The organism is Haloactinopolyspora alba, from assembly GCF_003014555.1.
Lineage (GTDB): Bacteria > Actinomycetota > Actinomycetes > Jiangellales > Jiangellaceae > Haloactinopolyspora > Haloactinopolyspora alba.
Genome location: NZ_PYGE01000004.1, coordinates 241957 through 267652, shown reverse-complemented (window position 1 = coordinate 267652; position 25696 = coordinate 241957). Strand labels below are relative to the sequence as shown.

At 71.7% G+C, this 25696-nt stretch carries 28 protein-coding genes; 17 read left to right on the top strand and 11 right to left on the bottom strand.

The genetic code is table 11. The features are described from left to right. Window positions 1-6: 6 nt before the first annotated feature. The gene (locus tag CLV30_RS07830; protein ID WP_106536628.1) at window positions 7-570 is read right to left on the bottom strand and encodes a D-alanyl-D-alanine carboxypeptidase family protein; all 564 of its coding nucleotides are present in this window, start codon (window positions 568-570) and stop codon (window positions 7-9) included. A 104-nt stretch (window positions 571-674) separates the two neighbouring features. Between CLV30_RS07830 and CLV30_RS07825 the strand changes: the two genes are divergently transcribed. From CLV30_RS07825 to acs, 9 genes are all read left to right on the top strand, one after another. Next, on the top strand, window positions 675-1355 hold the full coding sequence (locus CLV30_RS07825) for a response regulator transcription factor (RefSeq protein ID WP_106536627.1): 681 nt from the start codon (window positions 675-677) through the stop codon (window positions 1353-1355). Then, complete coding sequence (locus CLV30_RS07820) at window positions 1352-2863, top strand: sensor histidine kinase (RefSeq protein ID WP_106536626.1); 1512 nt, start codon at window positions 1352-1354, stop codon at window positions 2861-2863. Before CLV30_RS07825 ends, CLV30_RS07820 begins: the two co-directional genes overlap by 4 nt. Next, a complete protein-coding gene (locus CLV30_RS07815) occupies window positions 2860-3420 on the top strand; it encodes a hypothetical protein (protein ID WP_106536625.1) in 561 nt (186 codons plus the stop codon). Before CLV30_RS07820 ends, CLV30_RS07815 begins: the two co-directional genes overlap by 4 nt. Beyond that, window positions 3327-4055: a LytR/AlgR family response regulator transcription factor gene (locus CLV30_RS07810; RefSeq protein ID WP_106536624.1), complete on the top strand. Its 729-nt coding sequence runs from the start codon at window positions 3327-3329 to the stop codon at window positions 4053-4055. Before CLV30_RS07815 ends, CLV30_RS07810 begins: the two co-directional genes overlap by 94 nt. Then, the gene (locus tag CLV30_RS07805; RefSeq protein WP_106536623.1) at window positions 4052-4414 is read left to right on the top strand and encodes a DUF485 domain-containing protein; all 363 of its coding nucleotides are present in this window, start codon (window positions 4052-4054) and stop codon (window positions 4412-4414) included. Before CLV30_RS07810 ends, CLV30_RS07805 begins: the two co-directional genes overlap by 4 nt. Next, the gene (locus tag CLV30_RS07800; RefSeq protein ID WP_106536622.1) at window positions 4411-6156 is read left to right on the top strand and encodes a sodium/solute symporter; all 1746 of its coding nucleotides are present in this window, start codon (window positions 4411-4413) and stop codon (window positions 6154-6156) included. The genes CLV30_RS07805 and CLV30_RS07800 overlap by 4 nt, the downstream gene beginning before the upstream one ends. A 183-nt stretch (window positions 6157-6339) precedes the next feature. Beyond that, entirely contained in the window at window positions 6340-6693 is a 354-nt protein-coding gene (locus CLV30_RS07795) for a DUF485 domain-containing protein (RefSeq protein WP_106536621.1), read from the top strand. Further along, window positions 6693-8300 (top strand): solute symporter family protein, encoded by a 1608-nt coding sequence (locus CLV30_RS07790; protein ID WP_106536620.1) that lies wholly within the window; start codon window positions 6693-6695, stop codon window positions 8298-8300. The genes CLV30_RS07795 and CLV30_RS07790 overlap by 1 nt, the downstream gene beginning before the upstream one ends. A 317-nt stretch (window positions 8301-8617) precedes the next feature. Beyond that, window positions 8618-10588 carry an acetate--CoA ligase gene (gene acs / locus CLV30_RS07785; RefSeq protein WP_106536619.1) on the top strand — a complete coding sequence of 657 codons (1971 nt, stop codon included), beginning with the start codon at window positions 8618-8620 and terminating at the stop codon, window positions 10586-10588. Between the two features lie 307 nt (window positions 10589-10895). On the opposite strand, the gene CLV30_RS07780 is transcribed toward acs, so the two are convergent. Further along, window positions 10896-11861 carry a helix-turn-helix transcriptional regulator gene (locus CLV30_RS07780; RefSeq protein ID WP_106536618.1) on the bottom strand — a complete coding sequence of 322 codons (966 nt, stop codon included), beginning with the start codon at window positions 11859-11861 and terminating at the stop codon, window positions 10896-10898. Between the two features lie 66 nt (window positions 11862-11927). Between CLV30_RS07780 and CLV30_RS07775 the strand changes: the two genes are divergently transcribed. From CLV30_RS07775 to CLV30_RS07760, 4 genes are all read left to right on the top strand, one after another. Then, a complete protein-coding gene (locus CLV30_RS07775) occupies window positions 11928-12398 on the top strand; it encodes a pyridoxamine 5'-phosphate oxidase family protein (RefSeq protein ID WP_106536617.1) in 471 nt (156 codons plus the stop codon). A gap of 190 nt (window positions 12399-12588) precedes the next feature. Continuing rightward, on the top strand, window positions 12589-13803 hold the full coding sequence (gene nhaA / locus CLV30_RS07770) for a Na+/H+ antiporter NhaA (protein ID WP_240723174.1): 1215 nt from the start codon (window positions 12589-12591) through the stop codon (window positions 13801-13803). Window positions 13804-13913: 110 nt separating this feature from the next. Then, on the top strand, window positions 13914-14333 hold the full coding sequence (locus CLV30_RS07765) for a phage holin family protein (RefSeq protein WP_106536615.1): 420 nt from the start codon (window positions 13914-13916) through the stop codon (window positions 14331-14333). Beyond that, window positions 14330-15250, top strand: a complete 921-nt coding sequence (locus CLV30_RS07760) for an alpha/beta fold hydrolase (RefSeq protein ID WP_205740504.1) — start codon at window positions 14330-14332, stop codon at window positions 15248-15250. Before CLV30_RS07765 ends, CLV30_RS07760 begins: the two co-directional genes overlap by 4 nt. A gap of 10 nt (window positions 15251-15260) precedes the next feature. On the opposite strand, the gene CLV30_RS07755 is transcribed toward CLV30_RS07760, so the two are convergent. The 3 genes from CLV30_RS07755 to nth are packed head-to-tail and all read right to left on the bottom strand — an operon-like array spanning window position 15261 to window position 17823. Continuing rightward, a complete protein-coding gene (locus CLV30_RS07755) occupies window positions 15261-16451 on the bottom strand; it encodes a MarP family serine protease (protein WP_106536614.1) in 1191 nt (396 codons plus the stop codon). Then, on the bottom strand, window positions 16436-17122 hold the full coding sequence (locus CLV30_RS07750; RefSeq protein ID WP_106536613.1) for an NUDIX hydrolase: 687 nt from the start codon (window positions 17120-17122) through the stop codon (window positions 16436-16438). The genes CLV30_RS07755 and CLV30_RS07750 overlap by 16 nt, the downstream gene beginning before the upstream one ends. Then, window positions 17119-17823 (bottom strand): endonuclease III, encoded by a 705-nt coding sequence (gene nth, locus CLV30_RS07745; protein ID WP_106536612.1) that lies wholly within the window; start codon window positions 17821-17823, stop codon window positions 17119-17121. Before nth ends, CLV30_RS07750 begins: the two co-directional genes overlap by 4 nt. Window positions 17824-18006: 183 nt before the next feature. Here nth and CLV30_RS07740 point away from each other — a divergent pair, with 183 nt between their 5' ends. Next, window positions 18007-18684: a Crp/Fnr family transcriptional regulator gene (locus CLV30_RS07740; RefSeq protein ID WP_106536743.1), complete on the top strand. Its 678-nt coding sequence runs from the start codon at window positions 18007-18009 to the stop codon at window positions 18682-18684. A 4-nt stretch (window positions 18685-18688) separates the two neighbouring features. Here CLV30_RS07740 and CLV30_RS07735 read toward each other — a convergent pair whose 3' ends face one another. From CLV30_RS07735 to CLV30_RS07715, 5 genes are all read right to left on the bottom strand, one after another. After that, window positions 18689-19465, bottom strand: coding sequence for an MBL fold metallo-hydrolase (locus CLV30_RS07735; RefSeq protein ID WP_205740505.1), 777 nt, complete (start codon window positions 19463-19465; stop codon window positions 18689-18691). After that, complete coding sequence (locus CLV30_RS07730) at window positions 19462-20220, bottom strand: NUDIX hydrolase (protein ID WP_205740506.1); 759 nt, start codon at window positions 20218-20220, stop codon at window positions 19462-19464. The genes CLV30_RS07735 and CLV30_RS07730 overlap by 4 nt, the downstream gene beginning before the upstream one ends. Window positions 20221-20222: 2 nt before the next feature. Beyond that, entirely contained in the window at window positions 20223-20687 is a 465-nt protein-coding gene (locus CLV30_RS07725; RefSeq protein WP_106536611.1) for a RidA family protein, read from the bottom strand. Continuing rightward, window positions 20684-20842: a Sp36 family protein gene (gene sp36 / locus CLV30_RS25920; protein WP_129710863.1), complete on the bottom strand. Its 159-nt coding sequence runs from the start codon at window positions 20840-20842 to the stop codon at window positions 20684-20686. The genes CLV30_RS07725 and sp36 overlap by 4 nt, the downstream gene beginning before the upstream one ends. Window positions 20843-21045: 203 nt before the next feature. Beyond that, window positions 21046-21558: an Lrp/AsnC family transcriptional regulator gene (locus CLV30_RS07715; RefSeq protein WP_106536609.1), complete on the bottom strand. Its 513-nt coding sequence runs from the start codon at window positions 21556-21558 to the stop codon at window positions 21046-21048. Between the two features lie 137 nt (window positions 21559-21695). On the opposite strand from CLV30_RS07715, the gene pdhA reads away from it, so the two are divergent. Genes pdhA through CLV30_RS07700 form a run of 3 tightly spaced genes read left to right on the top strand, consistent with a single transcriptional unit; the run spans window position 21696 to window position 25161 of the window. Continuing rightward, entirely contained in the window at window positions 21696-22826 is a 1131-nt protein-coding gene (gene pdhA / locus CLV30_RS07710) for a pyruvate dehydrogenase (acetyl-transferring) E1 component subunit alpha (RefSeq protein ID WP_106536608.1), read from the top strand. After that, window positions 22826-23845 (top strand): alpha-ketoacid dehydrogenase subunit beta, encoded by a 1020-nt coding sequence (locus CLV30_RS07705; protein ID WP_205740507.1) that lies wholly within the window; start codon window positions 22826-22828, stop codon window positions 23843-23845. Before pdhA ends, CLV30_RS07705 begins: the two co-directional genes overlap by 1 nt. Further along, window positions 23842-25161: a dihydrolipoamide acetyltransferase family protein gene (locus tag CLV30_RS07700; RefSeq protein WP_106536606.1), complete on the top strand. Its 1320-nt coding sequence runs from the start codon at window positions 23842-23844 to the stop codon at window positions 25159-25161. Before CLV30_RS07705 ends, CLV30_RS07700 begins: the two co-directional genes overlap by 4 nt. Here the strand turns inward: CLV30_RS07700 and CLV30_RS07695 are convergent. Then, a complete protein-coding gene (locus CLV30_RS07695) occupies window positions 25132-25662 on the bottom strand; it encodes a GbsR/MarR family transcriptional regulator (protein WP_106536605.1) in 531 nt (176 codons plus the stop codon). The two genes, CLV30_RS07700 and CLV30_RS07695, sit on opposite strands and share 30 nt — an antisense overlap. Window positions 25663-25696 lie beyond the last annotated feature (34 nt).

Here is a 25696-nt window from a genome sequence, read left to right as displayed (position 1 = left end):
GCGCGGTCAGGGCCGTGGCGCCGGGTCCGGGCAGGACTCCGAGCGCTCCCACTCCGGGTCGTACTCGAAGTGCCACCATTCCCAGCTCATGGTCTTGCAGAGGCCGAACCGCGCACCGTGGTCCTGCAGCCAGTCCGCGGCCGGACCCGGGCCGACGTCCAGGGCGATTCCACGGACGTGGTTCGACTCGTCCGGCGGCAGCGCCCACACCGACGCCTCCTCCACCGAGCCGTACTCGTCGACCTTCTCGTCGAAGAGCCGCTGCTGGTGCTGGCAGGTGCGGTAGCCGGACGTCAGCGACATCTCGGCGCCGTCCGCCGCGGCGGCGTCGACCGCCGCGAGCCACGCCTGCCGGGTCGGGTCCGTCAACCCGCCGAGATCGTCGAGGTCACCGCGGTCCGTACAGCCGGCGAGCGCCGACTCGCCAGAGCCGCCGGACCCGCCGCCGTCGCTCGCCTCGCTCGGATCACCGAGGACGGCGAACACGGCACCACCCAGCAGGACTCCTCCCAGCGCGACCAGGGTCGCGGATCCGGCGGAACGCTTCTTTCGCAAAGATGTGCTCGTCATGGGATCCACGCTCGACGGCGGATTTAGGCAACCCGTCCGCGTCGTGTCATGGTTTCGCTACAGCTCACGCGACCGGCGGCGCCGGACCGCGAGCGTGCTGAACAATGAAGCACGTGCCACGCGTACTGCTGATCGAGGACGACGAATCCGTCCGGTCCGGGCTGGAGCTCGCGCTACGGCGACAGGGCCACGACGTCGTGTCGGCGTCCACGGGCGAGCAGGGGCTGCGCCGGCTGGACGACGACGTCGACCTGATGGTGCTGGACCTCATGCTTCCCGGCATGGACGGCTTCGAGGTCTGCCGGCGGGTACGCGCCCACGGGTCGATCCCGATCATCATGCTCACCGCCCGCAACGAGGACATCGACGTCGTCAGCGGTCTCGAGGCCGGTGCCGACGACTACGTGGTCAAACCCGTCCTGCCGCGCGTGCTCGACGCACGCATCCGCGCCGTGCTCCGCCGCGCCGAGTGGCATCCCGGCGCGGCGGAGACGTTCGGTGACCTCACCGTCGACCGTTCCGCGCTGTCGGTGGTGAAGGCCGGCCGGCAGGTGGCGCTGACCCCGACGGAGCTGCGCCTCGTGCTCGAGCTGTCCCGTTCGCCGGCGCGGGTGTTCAGCCGCGAGCAGCTGCTGCGGGCGGTCTGGGGCCACGACTACCTCGGCGACTCCCGCATCGTCGACGCGTGCGTGCAGCGTCTGCGCGCCAAGCTCGAAGACAATCCGGCCACGCCGGTCTACGTTCAGACCGTCCGCGGGTTCGGCTACCGGTTCGGGCCGGTATGACACCGCGTTCCGACAGCAGCGGCATCCGCAGGCCGTCCTGGCTGATCGGTCTGCGTGCACGGCTGATGGTGGCGTTCCTGCTCGTCACGCTGGGCAGCGGCATGGCCGCCGCGGGCCTGAGCTACGTGTCGGCGCGCAACGCCCTCCTCGACGAGAGCCAGGTGCAGTTCCTCACCCAGCTGCGTGACCAGGTCGCCGACGTCGTGTCCCGCACGGAGCCGGCGTCCGGCGGCCTCCGGACCGTGGCCGAGATCGCCGACCGGCTGAACGTCGAAGGCGGCGTCGTCGTCTACGCGGACACCGCCGTGGGCGACATGACGACCCTCGACCGCGTTCCGGCGCGACTGCGCACCTCGGTGCGCCAGGAGGGGCGGTTGGCGTTCCAGCGCACGGTCGAGTCCGGCGAACCGTTCCTGTACGCCGGCACGCCCGTGACCAGTGACAACGGCACCCCCACCGGCATCGAGGTGTACGCGGCCGTCTCGCTGGCGCCGCAACAGCAGCGCATCGACGCGCTGGCCAGGCAGGCCGCGATCGTGCTCAGCGTCGCCGCCGTCGCCGCGGTGGTCGTCGCGCTGGTCGCCGCCCGCAGCGTGCTCCGGCCGGTGCGAGCGCTGGGGCTGGCCGCGGCCAGGCTCGGCGCGGGCGACCTGACCACCAGGCTGCCGGTCCGCGGGAACGACGAACTGGCCGGGCTGGTCCGGGGCTTCAACGACGCCGCCGCGGGGCTGGAGGACTCGGTGACACGGTTACGGCGCGAGGAGGCCAACTCGCGCCGGTTCGTCGCCGACGTGTCCCACGAGCTGCGCACTCCGCTGTCCGCCATGACCGCCGTGACCGACACCCTCGACGAGGAGGCGGCGCGGCTCGGCGGCGACGGCGCGGCCGCGGCCGGTGTCCTCAGCACCGAGACGCATCGCCTGGCCGAGCTGGTGGAGAACCTGATCGAGATCAGCCGCTTCGACGCGGGCAGCGCGGAACTGCACCTGCGCGAGATCGACGCACGCGAGCTCGTCGAACGCGCGATCGCGCGGCGCGGATGGTCGGATGCGGTGGAGTTGCGCACGGCGCCGGGCACCGGCCGGTCGGCGGTCGCACTCGTCGCCGACCCGCGCCGGCTCGACGTCGTCGTGGCCAACCTGGTCGGCAACGCCGTCACCCACGGGGCGGAACCGATCACCGTCACCGTGTCCGACGTGCCGGCGGCCCGCGGGGAGAACGAGGTGACGATCAGCGTGCACGACGACGGGCCGGGCATGCCCCCGGAGGTACAGCAGAACGTGTTCGGCCGGTTCTACAAGGCCGACGCCAGCCGCGGCCGCTCCGACGGCAGCGGCCTGGGGATGGCGATCGCGTGGGAGAACGTCCGTTTGCACGGCGGGCGGATCGACCTCAGCAGCTCGCCCGGTGAGGGAACGCGGTTCACCGTACGGCTGCCGCGCGACCCTCGCGATCGGCCAGGCCAGGGACCCGGCGACACGCTCGACGACGGTGCGGGGCGCTCGTGAGACGGTCGTCGTTCGCCGCCGTCGCCGCCGTGCTCGTCGCCGGCGCCTGCGGTATCCAGCCGACCGGCAGCGTCGGCGCCGGGCCGGGCGCCCGCGCGGAATGGCAGGCGACCACCGTCTACTACCTGAACGGCGACCAGCCGTATCCGGCGTTCCGGCCCACGGAACGCGCCCGCGACCCGGAGGATCTGGCCGCGATCCTCGCCGACGGAACCACCGCGCAGGAGCGGGCGGCAGGCCTGCACAACGAGGTCCCGGCCTCGCTGCGAGTGACGGTCGAGGACGGCCGCATCGTCGTCGACGCCGCGGGCACGCTTCCGGAACCCGCCCTGGTCCAGATCGCCTGCACACTGCAGCGGAACGGAGTGGCCGGTCCCTCGGCCGGGACGCTGCACGGGCCGGACGGCGCCGTCGTCCACGACGCGGGCTGTCCGGTGACGCCAACTTCCATTAGCCTCCCGCCATGCTCACCGTCCTGGCGGTCGACGACGAACCCCCGGCACTGGCCGAGCTCGCCTTCCTCCTCGACCAGGACGATCGCGCCGGGCGGGTGCTGACGGCCGGCGACGCCACCGAGGCGCTGCGGGTGCTCGAGCGCGAGCACGTCGACACCGTGTTCCTGGACATCCGGCTGTCCGGGCTGTCCGGGCTGGACCTCGCCCGCGTCCTGGCACGGTTCCGCCGGCCGCCGGCCGTCGTGTTCGTCACCGCCTACGACGACCACGCCGTCACCGCGTTCGACCTGCACGCCGTCGACTACGTCATGAAGCCGTTCCGCCGGGAGCGGCTGTCCGAGGCCGTGCGGCGGGCCACCGAGGCGGCCGGCGAGCCCACGCCGCCGGCCGAGCCCGACGACGAGACCATCACCGTCGAGCTCGGCGGCGTCACCCGGTTCGTCCGGCGCAGCGACGTCGGTTACGTCACCGCGCACGGGGACTACGCCCGGCTGCACACCCGCGACGGCAGCCACCTCGTGCGCGTGCCGCTCGCGGCGCTCGAGGAACGCTGGTCGTCCGCGGGCTTCGTCCGCATTCACCGCAGCCACCTGGTCGCCCTGGCGCACGTCGACGAGGTCCACCTCGACGCCGGGCGGTACACCGTCGTCGTCGGCGGCACCGTGCTGCCGGTGAGCCGACGGCACACCCGGGAACTGCGCGACGTCCTGCTACGCCGCGCCGGAACCACCGGATGACCGAGCGCGTCACCGTCACCGGACGCCGTCGTGGCCGGCCGCCCGCACGGCCACGAGCGGTCACCACCGAGATCGACGACCAGACCCGGCTCGGCGAGGTGTACATGCGGGCGCTGCTGCGCGCCCAGCTGCGACTCGGGCTCACCGTCGCCGGGACCGTGCTGGGGCTGCTGGCCGCCGTGCCGCTGGTGTTCGCGGTGGCGCCGGGGGTGTCCGACGTCGACGTGTTCGGCGTCCCGCTTCCGTGGGTGGTGCTCGGCGGCCTCGTCTACCCGGTTCTGCTGACGGCGGCGTGGCTGTACGTGCGCGCGGCCGAACGGGTCGAACGCGACTTCGCCGCGATGGTCGACCGCCGATGACGGCCGAGGTCGCCGCCGTCGCGGTCACCGCGGTGGTGACCGTGCTGATCGGGGCGTTCGGGGTGCGGGCCTCCCGCACGACCAGCGACTTCTACGTCGCCTCGCGCGCCGTGACTCCGTGGTGGAACGCCTCGGCGATCGGCGGCGAGTACCTGTCGGCGGCGTCGTTCCTCGGCGTCGCCGGGCTGGTGCTCGCCTACGGCGCGGACATGCTGTGGTTCCCGGTCGGCTACACGGCCGGGTATCTGATGTTGCTGGTCCTGGTCGCCGCTCCGTTGCGGCGCTCGGGCGCGTACACGCTGCCGGACTTCGCCGAGGCGCGGCTCGAGTCCACGGTGGCGCGTCGCACGGCGAGCGTGCTCGTGGTCACCATCGGCTGGCTGTACCTGCTGCCGCAGTTCCAGGCGGCCGGGCTGACGCTGCGCACCGTCACCGGCGCGCCCGCGTGGGTGGGCCCGCTGGTCATCGCCGCCGTCGTGCTGGTCAGCGTACTGGGCGGCGGCATGCGCAGCATCACGTTCGTCCAGGCGTTCCAGTACTGGCTGAAGCTGACCGCCCTCGCGGTCCCGGTCGTGTTCCTGCTGCTCACCTGGCACGACGACGGACGCCCGGAGGTCGCGCCTCCCGAGCAGCCGGTGTTCGAGGAGACCACCACGGTCGAGGTGACCACCGACGTGACGATCGAGGTCCCCGAGCGGGTCACCGTCGACGTCGACGGCACCCTCGCCGGCGAGGAACGCGACGGCCCGGTCGTCGTGCCGCCAGGCGACGTCGACGTCGCCGCCGGAACCGAGCTGGTGTTCCCCGAGGGCGCGCGGCTACCGCACGCGTCCCGGCTGACGCCGCTGAGCGGCGAGGCCTGGGCGCTGCCGCTGCGGTCCGGGGACGAGCATCCGCTGTACTCGACGTACTCGCTGATCCTCGCGCTGTTCTTCGGCACGATGGGGCTCCCGCACGTGCTGGTGCGTTTCTACACCAACCCGGACGGCCGGGCCGCGCGCCGCACCACGCTGGCGGTGCTCGGACTGCTCAGCATCTTCTACGTGCTGCCGGCGGTGTACGGCGCGCTCGGCCGGCTCTACACACCGGAGCTGCTGCTGACCGGGCGTACCGACGCGGTCGTGCTGGTGCTGCCGGGCCGGCTGGTCGAGGGCGCGCTCGGCGACGCGTTGAGCGCGCTGGTCACGGCCGGTGCGTTCGCCGCCTTCCTGTCGACGTCGTCCGGGCTGACGGTCTCGGTGGCCGGCGTGCTGTCGCAGGATCTGCTGCGCACCCGGATCCGGCATCCGGTGACCGGGTTCCGGGTCGGCGCCGGCCTGGCACTGGTGGTGCCGATCCTGCTGGCGCTGTCGAGCCCGCTGCTCGGCATCGCCGACGTGGTGGGGCTGGCGTTCGCGGTGGCCGCGTCGTCGTTCTGCCCCCTGCTGCTCCTCGGCATCTGGTGGCGGCGGCTGACCTGGCCGGGCGCCGTCGCCGGTCTGGTCACCGGCGGCGGGACGTCGACGGTGGCGGTGCTGGCGACGATCGTGGCCGGCCCGCAGGACGGCTGGCCCGGGGCGCTGCTCTCGCAGCCGGCCGCGTGGACGATGCCGCTGGCGTTCGCCGTCATGGTGATCGTCTCGCTCTCGACACCGCGGCACCGTGCGCCGGGCGTCGACCGCCTCATGGTGCGGCTGCACACGCCCGAGAATCTCGAGCTGAACCGCGGCGACTGGGACCCCGAGGACCGCTGGCGCGACTGAGGCACCGCTCGTCGCGCCGTGCCGACCGCTCGTCGCACCCGCCGCTCCCGCACGTCGATGCAGCGAGGCCGCTCGCCGCACATGATCCACCGAGCACTGCCGGCCGACACGCGTCGGCCCCTAGCGTGGCGGCCCATCCCGGGCGTGTGAGCCGGGCCACAACCACGACGAGGAGGTCGGCGCATGGCACAGACCGACAATCCACCACCCGAGGCCACCGGCCCGTCGGCGGATGAGTACGAACGGGTGTGGGCCAGCCCCGAGTTCACCGAGCTGCGCCGCCGGTTCCGGGCGTTCGCGTTCCCCATGACCGCGGCGTTTCTGGCCTGGTACTTCCTGTACGTGCTGCTGTCGACCTACGCCGTCGACTTCATGTCCACCCAGGTCGTCGGCACCATCAACGTCGGCATCGTGCTGGGGCTCGGGCAGTTCGTCTCGACGTTCCTCATCACCTGGCTCTACATCCGCCACGCCGACCGCTCGCTCGATCCGATCGGGACACGGCTGCGTCACGAGCTCGAGGGGGACGACGCCTGATGGACATCGGTAACCCTGCGGTCAACATCACCATCTTCGCGGTCTTCGTGGTCGCGACCCTGTTCATCGTGCTCCGGGTGGCCAGTCGGAACCAGACCGCCGCCGACTACTACGCCGGCGGGCGGTCGTTCACCGGCCAGCAGAACGGCATCGCGATCTCCGGCGACTACCTGTCCGCGGCGTCGTTCCTCGGCATCGCCGGCGCCGTGGCCGTGTACGGCTACGACGGCTTCCTCTACTCGATCGGCTTCCTCGTGGCCTGGCTGGTCGCGCTGCTGCTGGTCGCGGAACTGCTGCGGAACACCGGCCGGTTCACGATGGCCGACGTCGTCTCGTTCCGGATGCGCCAGCGTCCGGTGCGCACCGCCGCGTCCACGTCCACGCTGGCCGTCTCGTTCTTCTACCTGCTGGCGCAGATGGCCGGCGCAGGCGGGCTCGTGGCGCTGCTGCTGGGCATCGACAGCGGGAGCGGCCAGCGCGTCGTCATCGCCGTGGTCGGCGCGATCATGGTGTTCTACGTGCTGGTCGGCGGGATGAAGGGCACCACCTGGGTGCAGATCGTCAAGGCCCTCCTGCTGATCACCGGCGCGGGCGTGATGACCGTCTGGGTCATGGCCAAGCACAACTTCAACCTGTCGTCACTGCTGGCCGCCGCGGTGGAGCGCGCGGGAGGAGCCGAGGGGCTGCTCGAGCCGATGAACCGCTACGGCGCGAGCGCCACGACGAAGCTCGACTTCATCTCGCTGGCGCTGGCGCTGGTGCTCGGCACGGCCGGCCTGCCGCACGTGCTGATGCGCTTCTACACGGTGCCGACGGCGAAGCAGGCGCGGCACAGCGTCACCTGGGCGATCGCGCTGATCGGCCTGTTCTACCTGTTCTCCCTGATCCTGGGGTACGGCGCCGGCGCGCTGGTGGGCCGCGACGAGATCCTGAACGCACCCGGAGGCGTCAACTCCGCGGCCCCGTTGCTGGCCTACGAGCTCGGCGGGACGATCCTGCTCGGCATCATCGCCGCGGTCGCGTTCGCGACGATCCTGGCCGTGGTGGCGGGGCTGACGATCACCGCGTCGGCGTCGTTCGCCCACGACATCTACGCGAACGTCATCAAGAAGGGCGAGATGGGCGCGAACGACGAGGTCCGCGTCGCCCGCATCACCGCCGTGGTCATCGGGGCGGTGGCGATCGTCGGCGGCATCTTCGCCAACGGCCAGAACGTCGCGTTCCTCGTAGCGCTGGCGTTCGCCGTCGCGGCCAGCGCGAACCTGCCGGTGATCCTGTACTCGCTGTTCTGGAAGCGTTTCAACACACGCGGCGCGCTGTGGAGCATCTACGGCGGACTGGCCACGGCCGTGACGCTGATCGTGTTCTCCCCGGTGGTCTCGGGCAAGCCGGTCGACCCCGCCACCGGCCGCAGCCCGTCCATGCTCCAGGACGTGGACTTCCACTGGTTCCCGCTGGACAACCCGGGCCTCGTGTCCATCCCGGCCGGGTTCCTGCTGGGCTGGATCGGCACCCGGACGTCCAGCGAGTTCAACGCGGCAAAGTACGCCGAGATGGAGGTGCGCTCGCTCACCGGAGCCGGCGCCGAGAAGGCGGTACAGCACTGACCCCTACCGGCTGCGTCACCTGATCACCGTTGCGTCACCTGATCGTTTCGACGGAGACGATCAGGTGACGACGGCGCCGGAAACGGGAGGCGTAACCGCGGAAACGTCACCCACTCACATCTCACGAAGTGGACCTGGAACGATCAGGTGTCAGAAAGGGGCGCTGAGGGGCTCGTTCGTCACCTGATCCATACCCCGCCGCGGCGGTCTTGCCGATCGTGACCGTGCAGTGGTGAGGTGGAACGCACGAGTTCCGACGGGTCCCGACGAGGTACCGGCGAGACCGACGGACACGACGACACGAGGAGCAGACGAACGTGACCGACGACGCTCTGTCCAATCTGCTGCACGAGGAACGCCGCTTCCCGCCGCCCGCGGAGTTCGCGGCCCAGGCCAACGCCACCGACGCGCTGTACGCCGAAGCCCGCGCCGACCGGCTGGCTTTCTGGGAGCGCCAGGCCCGTGAGCTGCTCAGCTGGGACACCGAATGGACCCAGGTGCTCGACTGGAGCAATCCACCGTTCGCGAAGTGGTTCGTCGGCGGGAAGCTGAACGTCGCGTACAACTGCGTCGACCGGCACGTCGAGGCCGGGCACGGCGACCGGGTCGCCATCCACTGGGAGGGCGAGCCCGGCGACAGCCGCACCCTCACCTACGCGGACATGCAGCGCGAGGTGTCCAAGGCCGCCAACGCGCTCACCGAACTGGGTGTCGGGCACGGCGACCGGGTCGCCATCTACCTGCCGATGATCCCCGAGGCGGCCGTGGCGATGCTGGCCTGCGCCCGCGTCGGCGCCATCCACTCGGTCGTGTTCGGCGGGTTCTCCGCCGAGGCGCTGCGCAGCCGCATCGAGGACGCCGAGGCGAAGCTCGTCATCACCGCCGACGGCGGCTACCGCCGCGGCAAGCCGGCGTCGCTCAAGCCCGCCGTCGACGAGGCCGTGGCGGCGTCCACGTCGGTGCGCAACGTGCTGGTGGTGCGCCGCACCGAGCAGGAGGTCGACTGGAACGACGACGTCGACGTGTGGTGGCACGACGTCGTCGACCGGCAGTCCGACCAGCACGACGCACGGCCCCATGACTCCGAGGACACGCTCTACATCCTCTACACCTCGGGAACCACCGGTAAGCCCAAGGGCATCAAGCACACCTCGGGCGGCTACCTGCTGCAGACCGCGTACACGCACCGCAACGTGTTCGACCTCAAGCCGGACACCGACGTGTACTGGTGCACCGCCGACATCGGCTGGGTCACCGGGCACAGCTACCTGGTGTACGGCCCGATGGCCAATGGCGCCACCCAGGTGATGTACGAGGGCACGCCCGACTACCCCGAGCCCGGACGGTGGTGGGACATCGTCGAGAAGTACGGCGTCACCATCCTGTACACGGCGCCGACGGCCATCCGCACGTTCATGAAGCAGGGCGACGAGATTCCGGGACGCCGTGACCTCTCGTCGCTGCGGGTGCTCGGCAGCGTCGGAGAGCCGATCAACCCGGAGGCGTGGATCTGGTACCGCCGGGTCATCGGCGGCGACCGCACCCCCGTCGTGGACACCTGGTGGCAGACCGAGACCGGCGCCATCATGATCAGTCCGCTGCCCGGCGTGACCTCCGCGAAGCCCGGCTCGGCCCAGGTCGCCCTGCCCGGCATCTCCGCCGAGGTCGTCGACGACGCCGGCAACGTCGTTCCGGACGGGCACGGCGGCTACCTCGTGCTGACCGAGCCGTGGCCGTCGATGCTGCGCACCATCTGGGGTGACGACCAGCGGTTCATCGACACCTACTGGTCGCGGTTCGAGGGCCGGTACTTCGCCGGCGACGGCGCCAAGAAGGACGAGGACGGCGACCTGTGGCTGCTGGGCCGCGTCGACGACGTCATGAACATCTCCGGGCACCGCATCTCGACCACCGAGGTGGAGTCCGCGCTGGTGTCGCATCCGAAGGTCGCCGAGTCCGCCGTCGTCGGCGCGTCGGACCCCACGACCGGGCAGGGCATCGTCGCGTTCGTCATCCTGCGTGCCGGCGCTGCCCCGGATGCTGCCGGTGGCTCCGAGATCATCAACGAGCTGCGTGACCACGTCGCGAAGGAGATCGGCCCGATCGCCAAGCCGCGGCAGATCATGATCGTCTCCGAGCTACCGAAGACGCGGTCGGGGAAGATCATGCGTCGGCTGCTGCGCGACGTCGCCGAGAACCGCGAGCTGGGCGACGTCCAGACGCTCGCCGACCCGACGGTGATGAACCTGATCAGCGAAGGCATGTCGTCCAGCTCCGGCGAGGACTGACCCGCCCTCCGACGCACGTTGATCGTGGAGTTCTTGGGCTGAGATTCCGGCATTCCGGCCCACCGCAGCCCAAGAACTCCACGATCGACAACGGTGTGGGGCGCGTTGGCGCGCTTACGTACGCTCCCGTGTCGCCAGCACGTCGGGCGCAACGTAGCGCTTCGGGTACGATCTCCTCTCGAGAACTTGAAACTACGGCGATGAGATTCAAGTATCTCGCGTCGAACTTGAATCTGACACCCACACGTTCAAGTCCTCTTGAATGCGCCACCGCTCACGCACAGTGCTCGCGCCCGTGCTGCGGCCGTCACGCGTTGAGTTCCGCCAGCGCGCGACCCACCTCGTGGATGGCGGCGCGCAACGAGGCCGGCTCCAGCACCTGCGGCGGGTCCGGGAGGCCGGTCAGCTGGTGGCAGGCGACGTCCTCGGTCTCGCTCCACAGCGTCACCACCAGCCACCCGTCCTCGTCCGGCGGCTCAGCGGACTCTCGCGCCAGTCGCGCCGATTCGACACCCACGTAGTGGTGCAACTGGCGCAGCGACCGCTCGGTGATCCGCACCCGGCAGTTGTACCGCAACAGCGACCGGTCGAACTCCGCGGACGAGTCCGCCCACCACGCCGCCAGATCGAACCCCGTCGGCCGGGAGGTCGCCTCGTCGCGCACGGAGGCGTCGTCGACACGACCGACCCGGTACGTGCGGACCCGCTGCCGGTGAGCGGCGACCAGGTACCAGGTTCCCGCCTTGAGCACGAGCCCCAGCGGGTCGAGGCGCCGGTGCACCACCCGATCCGACCGCCGGTAGGTGACGTCGAGACGGCGGTCGCGCCAGACCGCGTCGGCGACGGTGCCGAGGTGCGCGGGCGGCCCCTTCGGGCCGAACCAGCCCGGCGCGTCCAGGTGGAACCGTTCACGCAGCCGGCCGGCCCGTCCGCGCAGCTCCGGCGGCATCGTGGCGATGACCTTGCTCTGCGCGGCGACGAGAACCGTTCCCAGCCCGAGGTCGGCCACCGCGGAGGGAACGCCGCCCAGGAACAGCGCCGCGGCCTCGTCGCCGGTGAGTCCGTCCAGACTGGTCCGCCAGCCCTCGACCAGGCGCAGCCCGCCGCCCGGTCCGGTCTCGGTCCACACCGGAACGCCGGCCGCCTGCAGCGCGGCGACGTCGCGGTACACGGTGCGTACGGAGACCTCGAGCTCGCGCGCGATCTCCGCCGCGGTGGCGGCGCGGCGCTGCTGCAGCAGGAGCATCGTCGCCACCAGCCGACTGGCCCTCATGCGGACCGACGGTACGCCGTGATCCCTGACAGGCGTTGTCAGGGATGACCCCGCACACTCGGACCCATGGCGACATGGAAACAGTTCACCGACGATGCTCCGGACCTCGCTCGCGAGGTCCGCGACCGGCTCACCGCCACCAAGCACCACGTGCTGGCCACCCTGCGCGGCGACGGATCCCCTCGGGTCAGCGGCACCGAGGTCGACTTCTTCGCCGACGACCTCGTCCTCGGGTCGATGCTGAACGCCGTCAAGGCACGTGACCTGCAGCGCGACCCACGCTACGCGCTGCACGCCAACCCCGGCGACGGCTCGATGGACGCCGCAGACGTCAAGATATCCGGTCGCGCCACCGAGGCGGGCCCGGACGACATCGCCGCGTTCCTCGACGAGGCCCCGGAGACGCCGCAACCGTTCCACCTGTTCCGGCTGGACATCGACGACGTCGTGCTGGCCGGGCTGAACGCCGAGCGGGACGCGATGCTGATCCGGTTGTGGCGACCCGGCCGAGACGTGCAGTCGTTCGAGCGCCGCTGACGCAAGCACCACGCCCCGGTGAACGTGGCCGAACCGAGGACCGGGCACGGCCACGTAGAATATGGCTCGGTGTGCCGGGAAGTCTGGTCGGCTGTCATCGCGCCATGGGTCCCCGACAGAAAGTGGTATCGCTGTGCCTCGCCGCGTTTTCAACCGTTCGACCTGGCCCGATACACAGTTCGTGACACAGATGTTGCGAAACGAGACCACCGGCGGGTTCCTGATGCTGCTGGCCGCCGCGGCGGCGCTGCTTTGGGCGAACGTGGGCTCGGACAGCTACTCGACGGTCATCACGACGACGGTGGGCCCGGAGTCGCTGCACCTCGATCTCGACCTCGCCACCTGGGCCGCGGACGGGCTGCTCGCGGTCTTCTTCCTGGTCGCGGGGCTTGAGCTGAAGCGCGAGATCGTCGTCGGCAGCCTGCGACGGCCCTCCGAGGCGATCATGCCGATCGTCGCCGCGGTCTGCGGCATGGTCGGGCCGATCCTCGTCTACGTAGTGATCAACGCCATCGGCGACGGCACCATGCAGGGCTGGGCAGTGCCCACGGCCACCGACATCGCGTTCGCGCTCGCCGTGCTGGCCGTCATCGGCTCCCGGCTGCCCACCGCGTTGCGCGCGTTCCTGCTGACGCTCGCGGTGGTGGACGACCTGCTGGCCATCATGATCATCGCGGTGTTCTTCACCACCGGCCTGGAGATCTGGCCGCTGCTGGCGGCCGCGGCCATCCTCGCCGTCTACTACGTGCTGCAACGGCTCAACGTCAGCGCGTGGTGGCTCTACGTGCCGATGGGCCTGCTCTGCTGGGTGCTGATGCACGAGAGCGGCGTGCACGCCACCGTCGTCGGCGTCGCCTTCGGCCTGCTGACCCGCGCCCACCACCACGAAGGCGAACACGAGGCGCCGGCCGAGCGGGTCGAGCACCGGGTGCGGCCCTACTCCGCCGTCATCTGCGTGCCGATCTTCGCGCTGTTCGCTGCCGGTGTCACGATCTCCGGTGAGGCGCTGGTCGACGTGTTCACCGAGCCGGTGGCGCTCGGCGTCACGCTGGGCCTCGTGCTCGGCAAGGCGTTCGGCATCTTCGGCGGCACCGCCCTGATGGCCCGGTTCACCCGTGCCGAGCTCAACCCGGACCTGTCGTGGAGCGACGTGTTCGGGCTGTCGGCGATCGCCGGTATCGGGTTCACCGTGTCGCTGCTCATCGGAGAGCTGGCGTTCCACGACGACCCGGCGACGGCCGAGCTGGTCAAGACCGCCGTACTCGTCGGGTCGGTGCTGGCCGCGCTGCTGGCGGTGGTCGTGCTCGGGCGGCGCAACGCGACGTACCGGCGGATCTCCGAGGAGGAGAAGCGCGACGTCGACCAGGACGGCATTCCGGACATCTACCAGACCGACGAGCCCTGATCGTTCGGGCCCGCGCCACGCGGGTGATGTTCCGGCCGCCGGGCCGGGTTCCGGTGCTCTAGAGTCGGGTACAGCACAGGGACGACACCGAACTGCGAGGGGAGTACTGGATGGCCGCGCGGGCACCCGACGACGTCACCGAGGCGCCGGCCTCAATCGGCCAGCTGGTGGCCTCGATCAAGACCGATCTCAGCGGTCTCGTCCGCGACGAGATCGAACTCGCCAAGGCCGAGCTGCGTCAGGACGCCAAGTCCGCCGCGGTCGGTGGCGCCCTCATCGCCGTCGGCGCGGTCCTCGCCTTCTTCGCGCTCATCTTCGCCTCCTTCGCGCTGGTCTACGGCGTCCACTGGCTCGGGCTCCCGCTCGGCTGGTCGTTCCTGGTGGTGGCGGGGTTCTACGTCCTGTTGGCGCTGGTGCTGGCGCTGATCGCCAAGGGGCGGTTCGGCCGCATCACCAAGGTCGCCCGGACCAAGGTCACCGCACGTGAGGCCGCGCTCGCCATCCGGCCTTCTCGCCCGCCGCGGACGTGACGGCCACCGAGACGCCCCGGTACACGGTCGAGATCAACGGCCCTTGGTCACACCGATCGATCGCGGCCAACGGCGCACAGTTCCACGTCGCCGAGCAGGGACGCGGGCCGCTGGTGCTGATGCTGCACGGCTTCCCCGAGTTCTGGTGGGCCTGGCGGCACCAGATGCCGGCCATCGCGGCGGCCGGCTGGCGTGTCGTCGCCATGGACCTCCGCGGCTACGGCGGCAGCGACAAGACGCCGCGGGGATACGACCCGTTCACCTTCGCCGCCGACATCACCGGCGTGATCCGCTCGCTGGGTGAGCGCAGCGCGGTGCTGGTCGGACACGGCTGGGGGGCCTACGGCGCATGGACGGCGGCGGCCATGCGCCCGGCTCACGTCGCCGCGCTGGCGGTCCTGTCCATGCCGCACCCGTTGGTGCTGCGCCACCACCTGCTGCGCGGCGGGTTCCGGAACAGCGGCTCGCTCGCCGGCGTGCAGACCCCGATGGTGCCCGAACGGCGCCTCATCGCCGACGACGGCGCGCACGTCGAGACGCTGCTGCGTCGCTGGGCCGCTCCCGGGTCGGCCTTCCCCGACGCCGAAGCGGCGCGGCACTATCGCGGGGCGATGCAGCTGTGGCCCGCGCCGCACTGCGCGCTGGAGTATCAGCGGTGGGTGTTCCGGTCACTGTTCCGCGGCGACGGCAGGCGCTTCGCCAAGCGCGTCCAGGACCCGCTGACCATGCCGGTGCTGCAGATCCACGGCTCCCAGGACCGCAACGTGTCGGTCGATCTGGCGGCGGCGTCCCGGGACCAGCTGACCGGCCGCCGGCGGTGGCTGGCGCTGGACTCGGCCGGGCACTTCCCGCACGAGGAGACCCCCGACGACGTCACCAGCGCACTCGTCGACTGGCTGCGCACCGTCCGCACCTGAGCCGGATGACTCAGGTGCACGCACCCGTCGGCACGGGTTCGGTCGCGTCGGCCGCTTGCTGGGCCAGCTCGGTGAACTCCTCGGGAGCGAGCGCGTAGCCGGTGTCGGGGTCGGTCAGCGACGCGGCGAACACCACGCCACGCACCGTGCCGTCTCCGCCGATCAGCGGGCCGCCGGAGTTGCCCGGCTGGATGTTGCCACGCATCGACACGACGGAGCGTGTCACCGCGTCGTCGTCGTAGATGTCGCGGCCACGCAGCTGGTGCGTCTCGCGCACCCGTACGTTCTCGGAGTCCAGCGGCCCGTTGTTCGGGTACCCGACGACGACGGCTTCGCTGCCGGCTCCGAGCGCCTCGCCGACGTCGAGCGCCGGACGCTGCAGGTCCGGCACCGCCAGCACCGCGAGGTCGGTGTCCGGGTCGAAGGCCACCACCCGCGAGGCCAGCGGCTCACCGTCGGGGAAGGTGATGACCGGCTCGCTGACGCCCGCGACGACGTGCGCGTTGGTCACCACCCGCTGGGGCGCCACGACGAACCCGGAGCCGGTGATGACCCGGTCGCAGGACGGCGCGCGCCCGGTGATCTTGAGCACGCTCGCCGCGGCCTGGCGCACGTCGTCGTCCCGCGCCAGCAGGTGATCCGGCGGCGGCACCTCGACGATGGGCTCGGCCTCCCAGGGCGCCACGACCTGGGGGAACCCTCCGGCCGCGACGACGTCCTCGAAGGCTCGCCGGACCCGGTCGGGCGAGACCGGCACCGCGTCGTCGACCACGTCGAGGATGCGCGACTCGCGCACGCCGGGCGACGCGTACGGCACCGCGGCGGTGGAGATGGCCAGCCCACACGCCCAAGCGGCCACGAGCAGTCCCGCGACGCCCAGTGTCGCCCCGCCGGCGGCGTCGAAGCGGCGGGCGGGGCGTGAGGACACCTTCGACCGCACCCAGCCTCCGGCCCAGGACAGGATCCCCTGCCCGATGGAGGCGACGCCGAGCACCAGCAGTACCGCCAGCACCGAGACGCCGAGGCCGGGCTCGAACCCGCCCAGGACCGCGGGGACCAGCAGCAGACCGGCGATCGCTCCGCCGACGAAGCCGACGAAGGACAGCAGGCCGACCACGAACCCGTGCGTCCACCCGGTGAACCCGACGACCACGGCAAGGACGATGATGAGCCAGTCGACGGCGTTCAGCCACAGAAACATGTCACACCCCGACCTTCCCGGTCACCCGGTCCCGCCCCCGGCAACGCCTCCACGAGGCTACGATCCCACGGCTCGGCGACCCCGGCCGCGTCGAACAAGTTGGACAGAACGCCCGCCGTGAACCCCCACACCAGCAGCCCCGGGACCCGGAACGCAGGTCCCACCGAGCCGCTGGGATGCCGCACCGACAGCCGGTTCGCCGGGTCGAGCAGCTGCGCCAGCGGCACCCGATGCACGGCCGCCACCTCGGCCTCGTCGACCACCCGCACCTCGGTCGGCACGCGCCACCAGCCCAGCACCGGCGTCACCGCGTAGTTCGTGACCGGAATCCACAGCGGCGGCGCCGTCGCCAGCACGTCGACACCGGCCGGATCCAGCCCGGTCTCCTCCGCGCCCTCCCGCAGCGCCGCCTGCACCGGCCCGGAGTCCTCCGGGTCGACGACGCCGCCCGGGAACGCCGCCTGGCCGGCATGCCGCCGCAGACCGGCCGCCCGCTCGGTGAGCAGGACGTCGGGCTCCCCGTCGGACTCGCCGAACAGCAGCAACACCGCGCACGGGCGCGCCGAGCCGTCGTCGGGCGGCGCGAACCGGGACAGCTCGCCGGAGCGCACCTGCTGAGCGGCTTCGGCCAACGGGCGCAACCACGCCGGCACGCTGTTCGCAACCGTCATGCACGCGGACCTTCACGGACCAGCTTCGCCGCGGCCGCGGGATCGGTCGGCCCCTCGCCGAAGGACGGGCACAGCCGGGCCAGCGGGCACGCGCCGCAGGCCGGACGGCGCGCGTGACAGCGCCGGCGGCCGTGCCAGATGACCCGGTGCGACAGCATCGTCCAGTCCTTCTTCGGGAACAGCGCCGCGACGTCCTGCTCGACCTTGTCCGCGTCCGTGCTGTCGGTCCAGCCCCAGCGCCGCACCAGCCGGCCGAAGTGCGTGTCGACCGTCAGCCCGGGCACGTCGAACGCGTTCCCCAGGACCACGTTGGCGGTCTTGCGCCCCACGCCGGGCAGGGTGACCAGGTCACGCAGCCGGCCGGGCACCTGACCGCCGAACTCGTCGGCCAGAGCCCTCGACAGCTTCATGATCGAGGTCGTCTTGGCCCGGAAGAAGCCCGTCGGCTGGATGAGCTTCTCGACGTCCTCGGGGTCTGCCGCGGCGAGGGCCGCCGCGTCGGGATACTTCGTGAACAGCGCCGGCGTGACCGAATTGACCCGGACGTCGGTGGTCTGCGCCGACAGCACCGTGGCGATCAGCAGCTCGAACGGGTTGGTGAAGTCGAGCTCGCAGTGCGCGTCCGGATACAGGTCGGCGAGCTCGCGGTTGATGCGCCGAGCCCGCCGGACGAGCGCGAGGTGGGATTCGGATTCGACCATGGGCACCACCTCACCTTATGTTCACGGCACGGTCCCGGCGGAATGCCGTGGAAGATGCGCACCGGGGCGCATGGTCAGCCATGATGGGCCCCAGGCACAATAGGTTGCGGCCGACGTGACGCGAAACACCGACCGATCGGGACGCGTGTCACGTCCGTGCTCAACGGCGAGGAGGACCAGGTAGTGGACGACGACGTACTGCGGAGCGCACCGCTGTTCCGCGAGTTGGACGACGAAGCCGCCGCCGCGTTGCGGGCTTCGATGACGGAGGTCCACCTCGGACGCGGCGAGACGCTCTTCCGCGAGGGCGACGAAGGAGACCGCGTCTACGTCGTCACCGACGGGAAGATCAAGCTGGTCCGCACGGCTTCGGACGGGCGCGAGAACCTGCTCGCCCTGCTCGGGCCCGGCCAGATGTTCGGCGAACTGTCCCTGTTCGACCCGGGTCCCCGGTCCGCCACCGTCACGGCCGTCACCGACACCACGCTGTGGAGCCTGAGCCACCCCGACCTGCTGCCGTGGCTCACCGGGCGCCCGGAGGTCTCGCGCGGGCTGCTGCTTCAGCTGGCCTCGCGGCTGCGCCGTTCCAACGACACGCTCGCCGACCTCGTGTTCTCCGACGTGCCGGGCCGCGTCGCGAAGCAGCTGCTCGACCTGTCGACACGGTTCGGCGTGCCGTCGGACGAGGGAGTCCGGGTCGTGCACGACCTCACCCAGGAAGAGCTCGCCCAGCTGGTCGGCGCGTCGCGCGAGACCGTCAACAAGGCGCTGGCCGATTTCGTCGCGCGCGGATGGCTCCGGCTGGAGCAGCGGTCGGTGGTCATGCTCGACGTCGAGCGGATCCGTCGCCGCGCCCGCTGAGACGTCACCGCCCGGCGCTGTCGTCGAGGTATTCCAGAGCGGCCCGCACGGTCAGTTCCGCCGCCGGCCACACCGCGCGATCCACGTCGGCATAGACCACCTCGACGACGTCACGTGCGGTACGCGCACCCGCGGCCAGGGCCGAGCGCACCTCGTCCAACCGCTGATGCCGGTGCACGATGTAGTCGCCGATCACCCCCGCGGCGTCGTCGCGGACCGGGCCGTGGCCGGGCAGCAGCAGGCACCCCGGGCCCACGGCGGTTTCGAGGCGACGCAGCGAGTCGAGATACGCGCCGAGGTCGCCGTCCGGATGCGCGACGACGGTGGTGCCACGGCCGAGCACGGTGTCGCCGCTGAACAGGACCGTCCACGTTCCGTCGTCGGCGACGACGCAGATCGAGTCGGACGTGTGCCCGGGCGTGTCGACGACGCGCAGCCGCGGACCGGGCAGCTCGAACGTCGCACCGTCCGTGGGGAGCGCACCGTCCACGCACCACGCCGGGTCACGCGCCAGCAGCGGAGCACCCGTGAGCTCGCGGAAGCGGTGCGCACCACCGGTGTGGTCGTCGTGGCGATGAGTGAGAACCGTGGCGACCACCGGGCCGGCCGCGGCCGCCACCGCGGACAGGTGCTCCTCGATGGCCGGACCGGGGTCGACGACGACGGCGCCGGCGTCGGTGCTGATGACGTAGGTGTTGGTGCCGTCGAGCGTCATCGGGCCGGGATTGTCCGCCCGGATGGAACGGCACCACGCGGGCAGCGGCGACGGTGCGTCGGTCACGGGTCCTCCCCCTGGTCCTCGCCCGGGTCGTCGCCGGGGTAGCCCTCGTCACCGGGCACCAGGCTGCGCACCACCCGGCCGTCGTCGACCCAGCCGGGCAGGATGGTGCGGATCTGCCGGCCGGCGCCCGCGGTCAGCGCCTCGGCGGTGGTGGCGAAGCCGTCCAGTTCGGTCAGCACCGCCACCGTGGGAGGCAGCATGACCAGTTCGCCGCGGTCGGCACGCTCGAGCACGGTGGCCGGACGCGTCCACCACGCCTCGGCGGCCTCGCCCGAGACGTCGGCCGCGCCCTGCCCCTTCGGCAGCACGGCGAGGAAGAACCAGGTGTCGTAGCGGCGCGGCTCGAACCTCGGTGTGATCCAGCGAGCCCACGGCACGAGGCCGTCGGCGCCGAGCCGGACGCCGGTCTCCTCCACGGTCTCACGCAGCGCGGCCCGGACGAACGCACGCGCGGCATCCGGATCCGGGTCGAGGGTGCTCACCCACCCCGGCGCCGCGGCCCCGCCAGGCTCGGCGTCGGCGGCATCGGCGGCGTCAGCGGCGTCGACCCGGCCACCCGGGAACGCGATCATCCCGCCTGCGAACGCCATGCTGGTGTGCCGGCGCTGGACGTAGACCTCGAGTCCGGCAGCACCGTCACGCACCAGGACGACCGTCGACGCCGGCCGGGCCGGGACCACGGGCGGGCGCCCGGCGACGAACTCGCGTGCGCGGCGAGCCTGGGCCTCCGGGAGGATTCGCCCGCCCGTGGACACGATCAGCCCACCTCGACGACGAGCTCCACCTCGACCGGGGCGTCGAGCGGCAGCACGGCGACACCGACGGCGCTGCGGGCGTGCTGCCCGGTGTCGTCGAAGATCTCGCCCAGGAGGTCGCTGGCCCCGTTGACCACCTTCGGCTGGGCGGTGAAGTCGCTCGCCGACGCGACGAACCCGACCATCTTGACGACCCGCGTCACCGCCGAGAGGTCGCCGGTGACCGAGCGCACGGCCGCCAGGGCGTTCAGCGCGCACTGCCGCGCACACTCGTGGGCCTGCTCGAGCGTGACCGCCGCGCCGACCTTGCCGACGTGCATCAGCTCGCCGTCGCGCAGCGGCAACTGCCCCGCGGTGTAGACGTACGAGCCGGTGCGCACCGCCGGGACGTAGCTGGCCACGGGGGCCACGACGTCCGGCAGGGTCAGCCCGAGCTCGGTGATCCGGCTCTCCGGCGCGGAGGTCATTCCGGCTTCTCCCGCTTGAAGTAGGCGACCAGGTTCTCGGGGTTCATCCCGGGGACGACCTGGACCAGCTCCCAGCCGTCCTCGCCCCACGTGTCCAGAATCTGTTTCGTCGCGTGCACCAGGATCGGCGCCGTCGCGTACTCCCACTTAGCCATGGGCGCGAGCCTACTTGCCGAGCGGCGCTGGTTCACGACCCATGGCGCCGCGGTGGGCCACGACGCGGTGCGAGCATCGTGTCGCCACAGCGACACCAGCTCCACACCGTGCTCCGCCTGGAGCGGCGCGGTCGGCGCGGTCGGCGCGATCACCACCCCGGATCGGGTCGAAAAGCCTGATTTCGCCGCACTGGGTGGGGCGGTCAGGCCCAGCGGGTGCCCTGACCGGGGTGCTCGTCGAACACCAGCCAGGTCCGGGTGCTCTGGACACCGGGCACGTCCTGGATGTGCTCGAGCACCACGTGCCGCAGCTCGGCGTTGTTCGGCGCGCGGACCAGGGCCAGCACGTCGAAGTCGCCGCCCACCAGCGCGAAGTGCTCCACGTACGGCAGCGAGCCCAGCGCGGCGGCCACCTCGCGCCAGGCGTTCTGCTGGATCGAGAGCAGCACGTACGCGCTGGTCGACAGCCCGGCGCGCTCGGGATCGACGTGCGCGCTGAAGCCGGTGATCACCCCGTCGGACAGCAGCCGGTCGACGCGCGCGTAGGCGTTGGCCCGGGACACGTGCACCCGTTCGGCCAGGCCGCGGATGGACGTCCGGCCGTTCGCGCTCAGCTCGGCGAGGATGCGCCGGTCGACGTCGTCGAGCGGGCGCGGAGACGAATGGCCGGTGTTCCAGGTGTGACCCGCGTCACGTCGAGACGTTTGGTCGCTCATGGCCGCCCTCACCTGCCGTGTGTCATCACTTTCCCCGCATTGTAGAGATGACCATCTCGGTCGGAGCACCATTTGTCGGTAGGACGTCCTTACGGACCGGTGTGTCCCGGTCCCCTGCCGACAGGGGTGAGCGACGCATGACCACGCAGGCCGAGCATCCCGCATCGTCCGCCGCGGCTCCCGCCGATCCGGCCGGGCTGCTCCCGGCAGCCGAGCCCGTCGCGTTCCTCGACGACGACGGCTCGCCGGCACCGGAGCACCGGCGCGGCCGCTACCGAGAGCCCGACCTGGCGCTGCTGCGCGAGGCGTACAGCCGCATGGTCGTCGGCCGCAGGTTCGACGCGCAGGCGACCGCGCTGACCAAGCAGGGCCGGCTCGCGGTGTACCCGTCCAGCCGGGGGCAGGAGGCCTGCCAGGTCGGCAGCGTCCTGGCGCTGCGGCCCACCGACTGGCTGTTCCCCACGTATCGCGACACGATGGCGCTGGTCACCCGGGACATCGACGCGGTCGAGGCGCTGACGCTGCTGCGCGGCAACTGGCACTGCGGTTACGACCCGCACGCCACTCGGACGGCGCCGCAGTGCACGCCGCTGGCCACGCACCTGCCGCACGCCGCCGGCCTGGCCTACGCGGCGCGGCGCAAGGGCGAGGACACCGTGGTCATGGCCCTGGTCGGCGACGGCGGCACCAGCGAGGGCGACTTCCACGAAGCGCTGAACTTCGCCGCGATCTTCGCCGCGCCGGTGGTGTTCCTGGTCCAGAACAACCAGTACGCCATCTCGGTGCCGCTCTCGGACCAGACGGCCGCCGCCTCGCTGGCGGACAAGGGCATCGGCTACGGCGTCCCGGGCGTGCGCGTCGACGGCAACGACCCCGTCGCCGTGCTCGCCGTGCTCACCGACGCGGTCGAGACGGCGCGGTCCGGAGCCGGCCCGGTGCTGGTCGAGGCGGACACCTATCGCGTCGAGCCGCACACCAACGCCGACGACGACACCCGCTACCGCGAGCACGACGAGGTCGAGACGTGGAAACACCGCGACCCGGTCGACCGGCTCGACGCGTACCTGCGGGCGAACGACGCACTGAGCGACGACGACGTCTCCGCCGCCGGCGCCCGGGCCGAGACGCTCGTCGACGACCTGCGCACCCGGATGGCCGGCGACCCGGACGCCGATCCGCGCGAGTTGTTCGCGCACGTCTTCGCCGAGCCCACGTCCCAGCTGCGCGAGCAGGCCGGCTGGCTGGCCGCCGAACTGGGTGAGACCTGATGCCGCTGGCCATGGGCCGCGCGCTGAACGCGGCACTGCACCACTCGATGCGCGACGACGAGTCGGTGGTCGTGTTCGGGGAGGACGTCGGCCGGCTCGGCGGGGTGTTCCGCGTGACCGACGGACTCAGCCGCGAGTACGGCACCGACCGCTGTTTCGACTCACCGCTGGCCGAGAGCGGCATCGCCGGCTTCGCCCTGGGCATGGCCATGCAGGGCTTCCGCCCGGTGGTCGAGATGCAGTTCGACGCGTTCGCCTACCCCGCGTTCGAGCAGCTGGCCTCGCACGTGGCCAAGATGCGCAACCGCACCCGCGGCAGCGTCGGGCTGCCCATGGTGGTGCGCATCCCGTACGGCGGCGGCATCGGCGGCGTCGAACACCACTCCGACTCCTCCGAGGCCCTCTACGCGCACACACCCGGGCTGAAGGTGGTCACGCCGGCCACGGTGGCCGACGCCTACTCGCTGCTGCGCGAGTCGATCGCCGACCCCGACCCGGTCGTCTTCCTCGAGGCGAAGAAGCTCTACTGGACCAAGGACGAGGTCAGTCTTCCGGTCACCACCGAGCCGCTGGGGACCGCCGCCGTCCGGCGCACCGGCTCGGACGCGACGGTGCTGGCTTACGGCGCGTGCGTGCCGCTGGCCATGGAGGCGGCTACTGCAGCCGCCGAGTCCGGGCGCGATCTCGAGGTCATCGACCTGCGCAGCATCGTTCCGCTCGACGACACGACCGTCGCGGCGTCGGTGCGCAAGACCGGCCGGTGCGTCGTCGTGTCCGAGGCGGCCGGGTTCGCCGGCATCGCGGCCGAGATCGCCGCGCGCGTGCAGGAACGGTGCTTCCACTCACTGTCGGCGCCGGTCCTGCGGGTCACGGGCTGGGACGTGCCGTATCCGCCGCCGGTACTGGAGCAGTACCACCTGCCGGGCGTCGACCGCATCCTCGACACCGTCGAGCGGCTGCAGTGGGACGACGAGCCCGACACCCGGTTCCTCACCGCGGCAGCGAGGACGATGCAATGACCGGCGGCGACGACCCCGGGATCATCGGCAGTTACCGGTCACACGGGCCGGAAAGTGCCGATGATCATGGGGAGGGGCGGACGTTCCGGCTGCCCGATCTCGGCGAGGGCCTGACCGAGGCCGAGGTGGTCGCGTGGCGGGTCGACGACGGCGACGTCATCAGCGTCGACGACGTGGTGGTCGACGTCGAGACGGCCAAGGCGACCGTGGAGGTGCCGTGCCCGTACGCCGGGCGGGTCGTCGAGCGCCACGCCGGCGTCGGCGACGTCGTCCAGGTGGGTCAACCACTGGTCACCGTCGCGGACACGACCGACGACGCGGACGGGTCCGGCGCCGTGCTGGTCGGCTACGGCACCGGGCACGGACCGCCGCGGCGACGCGAGCGCACCGCGTCCCGGGCGGGTGCCGGCGGCGCTCCGGGCGACGCGGCGCGGGTCATCTCGCCGGTGGTGCGCCGGCTCGCCCGCGAGCTCGGCGTGGACGTCCACCTCGTGCGCGGCTCCGGCCCGGCCGGCGTGATCGTCCGCCGCGACGTCGAGGCGGCGGCCGCGACCGCTCGACCGTCCGCGCCGGACCGACCGGACGCAGCGGACCGACCGGACGCCACCCACACCATCCCCCAGGAGTCCCGCGAGCACCTGCGCGGAATCCGCCGCGCCACCGCCGAGACACTGGCGCGTAGTCGCCGCGAGATTCCGGACGCCTCCACCTGGGTGGACGTCGACGCGACCGCGCTCGTCGAGGCGAAGGACGCCATCAGAGCCGGCACCGACCGGCCGGTGGGGCTGCTCGCGCTGCTCGGCCGCGTCGTCGTCGCCGGGCTGCAGCGCTATCCGCAGCTCAACTCGTCGGTCGAGCACGACGCGGACGAGCTGATCGTCGTCCGGCACGGCACCGTGAATCTGGGGTTCGCGGCGCAGACCGACCGCGGGCTCGTCGTCCCGGTCGTGCGCGGCGCCGACCGCATGAACACCGGGGACCTGGCCGACGAGATCGCCCGGCTGACCGCGCTGGCGCGCGAGGGGCGCCTGGAACCGGAGCACCTGACCGGAGGGACGTTCACGCTGAACAACTACGGCGTCTTCGGCGTGGACGGTTCGACGCCGATCATCAACCACCCCGAAGCGGCCCTGCTCGGCGTCGGCCGGTTCACGCCGAAGCCGTGGGTGGTCGGCGGCGAGCTCGCCGTGCGCACCGTCGGACAACTGTCGCTGACCTTCGACCACCGGGTGTGCGACGGCGGTGTGGCCGGTGGGTTCCTGCGCTGGATCGCCGACCGGGTGGAGTCACCGATCGGTCTGCTGGCCGACCTCTGAGCGCTTGGTGGTGCCGTCGCCGAACTTCTCGGCGCGGCGCTGCTGCCAGCGCTTCTGCATCTGCGTGAACTCCTCGCGGGTGAAACGGATGTAGTCAAGGGTCTCGGCCAGCCGATTCGCGCCCTGGCCCGGGCCGATGCGTTCGATGCCGTGCTCGAGGATGGTCTCGTAGCGGCTCAGCAGGGGCAGCCGCTGCATCATGATGTGCGACCACACGTCGTCGTCGTAGATCCGGTAGTGATCGGCCCGCGAGCCCGGCTCACGCTCCTTGGCCAGCAGGCCGCCCTGGACCAGGGCACGTACCGCGCCGGAGATGGCCGCCGGGCTGACCTGCAGCCCCTCGGCGAGCTCGTTTGCGGTGTACTTCTCCGCGTCGTCGGCCAGGACGTAGGCGAACACCCGCGCGGGCATCCGGGCCATGCCGGCGTCGACGAGCACGAACGCGAACTGTTCGACGAACTTCAGCAGTTCGTCGTCACGCGACGGCGCCGTCTCGCTCATCCCAGGCTCCCCACATCCATACGCCACCATCGTA

Coding starts and splice junctions, on each gene's coding strand:
- CLV30_RS07830 (WP_106536628.1), bottom strand. CDS start 570: ATGACGAGCACATCTTTGCGAAAGAAGCGTTCCGCCGGATCCGCGACC.
- CLV30_RS07825 (WP_106536627.1), top strand. CDS start 675: ATGAAGCACGTGCCACGCGTACTGCTGATCGAGGACGACGAATCCGTC.
- CLV30_RS07820 (WP_106536626.1), top strand. CDS start 1,352: ATGACACCGCGTTCCGACAGCAGCGGCATCCGCAGGCCGTCCTGGCTG.
- CLV30_RS07810 (WP_106536624.1), top strand. CDS start 3,327: ATGCTCACCGTCCTGGCGGTCGACGACGAACCCCCGGCACTGGCCGAG.
- CLV30_RS07805 (WP_106536623.1), top strand. CDS start 4,052: ATGACCGAGCGCGTCACCGTCACCGGACGCCGTCGTGGCCGGCCGCCC.
- CLV30_RS07800 (WP_106536622.1), top strand. CDS start 4,411: ATGACGGCCGAGGTCGCCGCCGTCGCGGTCACCGCGGTGGTGACCGTG.
- CLV30_RS07795 (WP_106536621.1), top strand. CDS start 6,340: ATGGCACAGACCGACAATCCACCACCCGAGGCCACCGGCCCGTCGGCG.
- CLV30_RS07790 (WP_106536620.1), top strand. CDS start 6,693: ATGGACATCGGTAACCCTGCGGTCAACATCACCATCTTCGCGGTCTTC.
- CLV30_RS07780 (WP_106536618.1), bottom strand. CDS start 11,861: ATGAGGGCCAGTCGGCTGGTGGCGACGATGCTCCTGCTGCAGCAGCGC.
- CLV30_RS07775 (WP_106536617.1), top strand. CDS start 11,928: ATGGCGACATGGAAACAGTTCACCGACGATGCTCCGGACCTCGCTCGC.
- nhaA (WP_240723174.1), top strand. CDS start 12,589: ATGTTGCGAAACGAGACCACCGGCGGGTTCCTGATGCTGCTGGCCGCC.
- CLV30_RS07765 (WP_106536615.1), top strand. CDS start 13,914: ATGGCCGCGCGGGCACCCGACGACGTCACCGAGGCGCCGGCCTCAATC.
- CLV30_RS07755 (WP_106536614.1), bottom strand. CDS start 16,451: ATGTTTCTGTGGCTGAACGCCGTCGACTGGCTCATCATCGTCCTTGCC.
- CLV30_RS07750 (WP_106536613.1), bottom strand. CDS start 17,122: ATGACGGTTGCGAACAGCGTGCCGGCGTGGTTGCGCCCGTTGGCCGAA.
- nth (WP_106536612.1), bottom strand. CDS start 17,823: ATGGTCGAATCCGAATCCCACCTCGCGCTCGTCCGGCGGGCTCGGCGC.
- CLV30_RS07725 (WP_106536611.1), bottom strand. CDS start 20,687: ATGACCTCCGCGCCGGAGAGCCGGATCACCGAGCTCGGGCTGACCCTG.
- sp36 (WP_129710863.1), bottom strand. CDS start 20,842: ATGGCTAAGTGGGAGTACGCGACGGCGCCGATCCTGGTGCACGCGACG.
- CLV30_RS07715 (WP_106536609.1), bottom strand. CDS start 21,558: ATGAGCGACCAAACGTCTCGACGTGACGCGGGTCACACCTGGAACACC.
- pdhA (WP_106536608.1), top strand. CDS start 21,696: ATGACCACGCAGGCCGAGCATCCCGCATCGTCCGCCGCGGCTCCCGCC.
- CLV30_RS07705 (WP_205740507.1), top strand. CDS start 22,826: ATGCCGCTGGCCATGGGCCGCGCGCTGAACGCGGCACTGCACCACTCG.
- CLV30_RS07700 (WP_106536606.1), top strand. CDS start 23,842: ATGACCGGCGGCGACGACCCCGGGATCATCGGCAGTTACCGGTCACAC.
- CLV30_RS07695 (WP_106536605.1), bottom strand. CDS start 25,662: ATGAGCGAGACGGCGCCGTCGCGTGACGACGAACTGCTGAAGTTCGTC.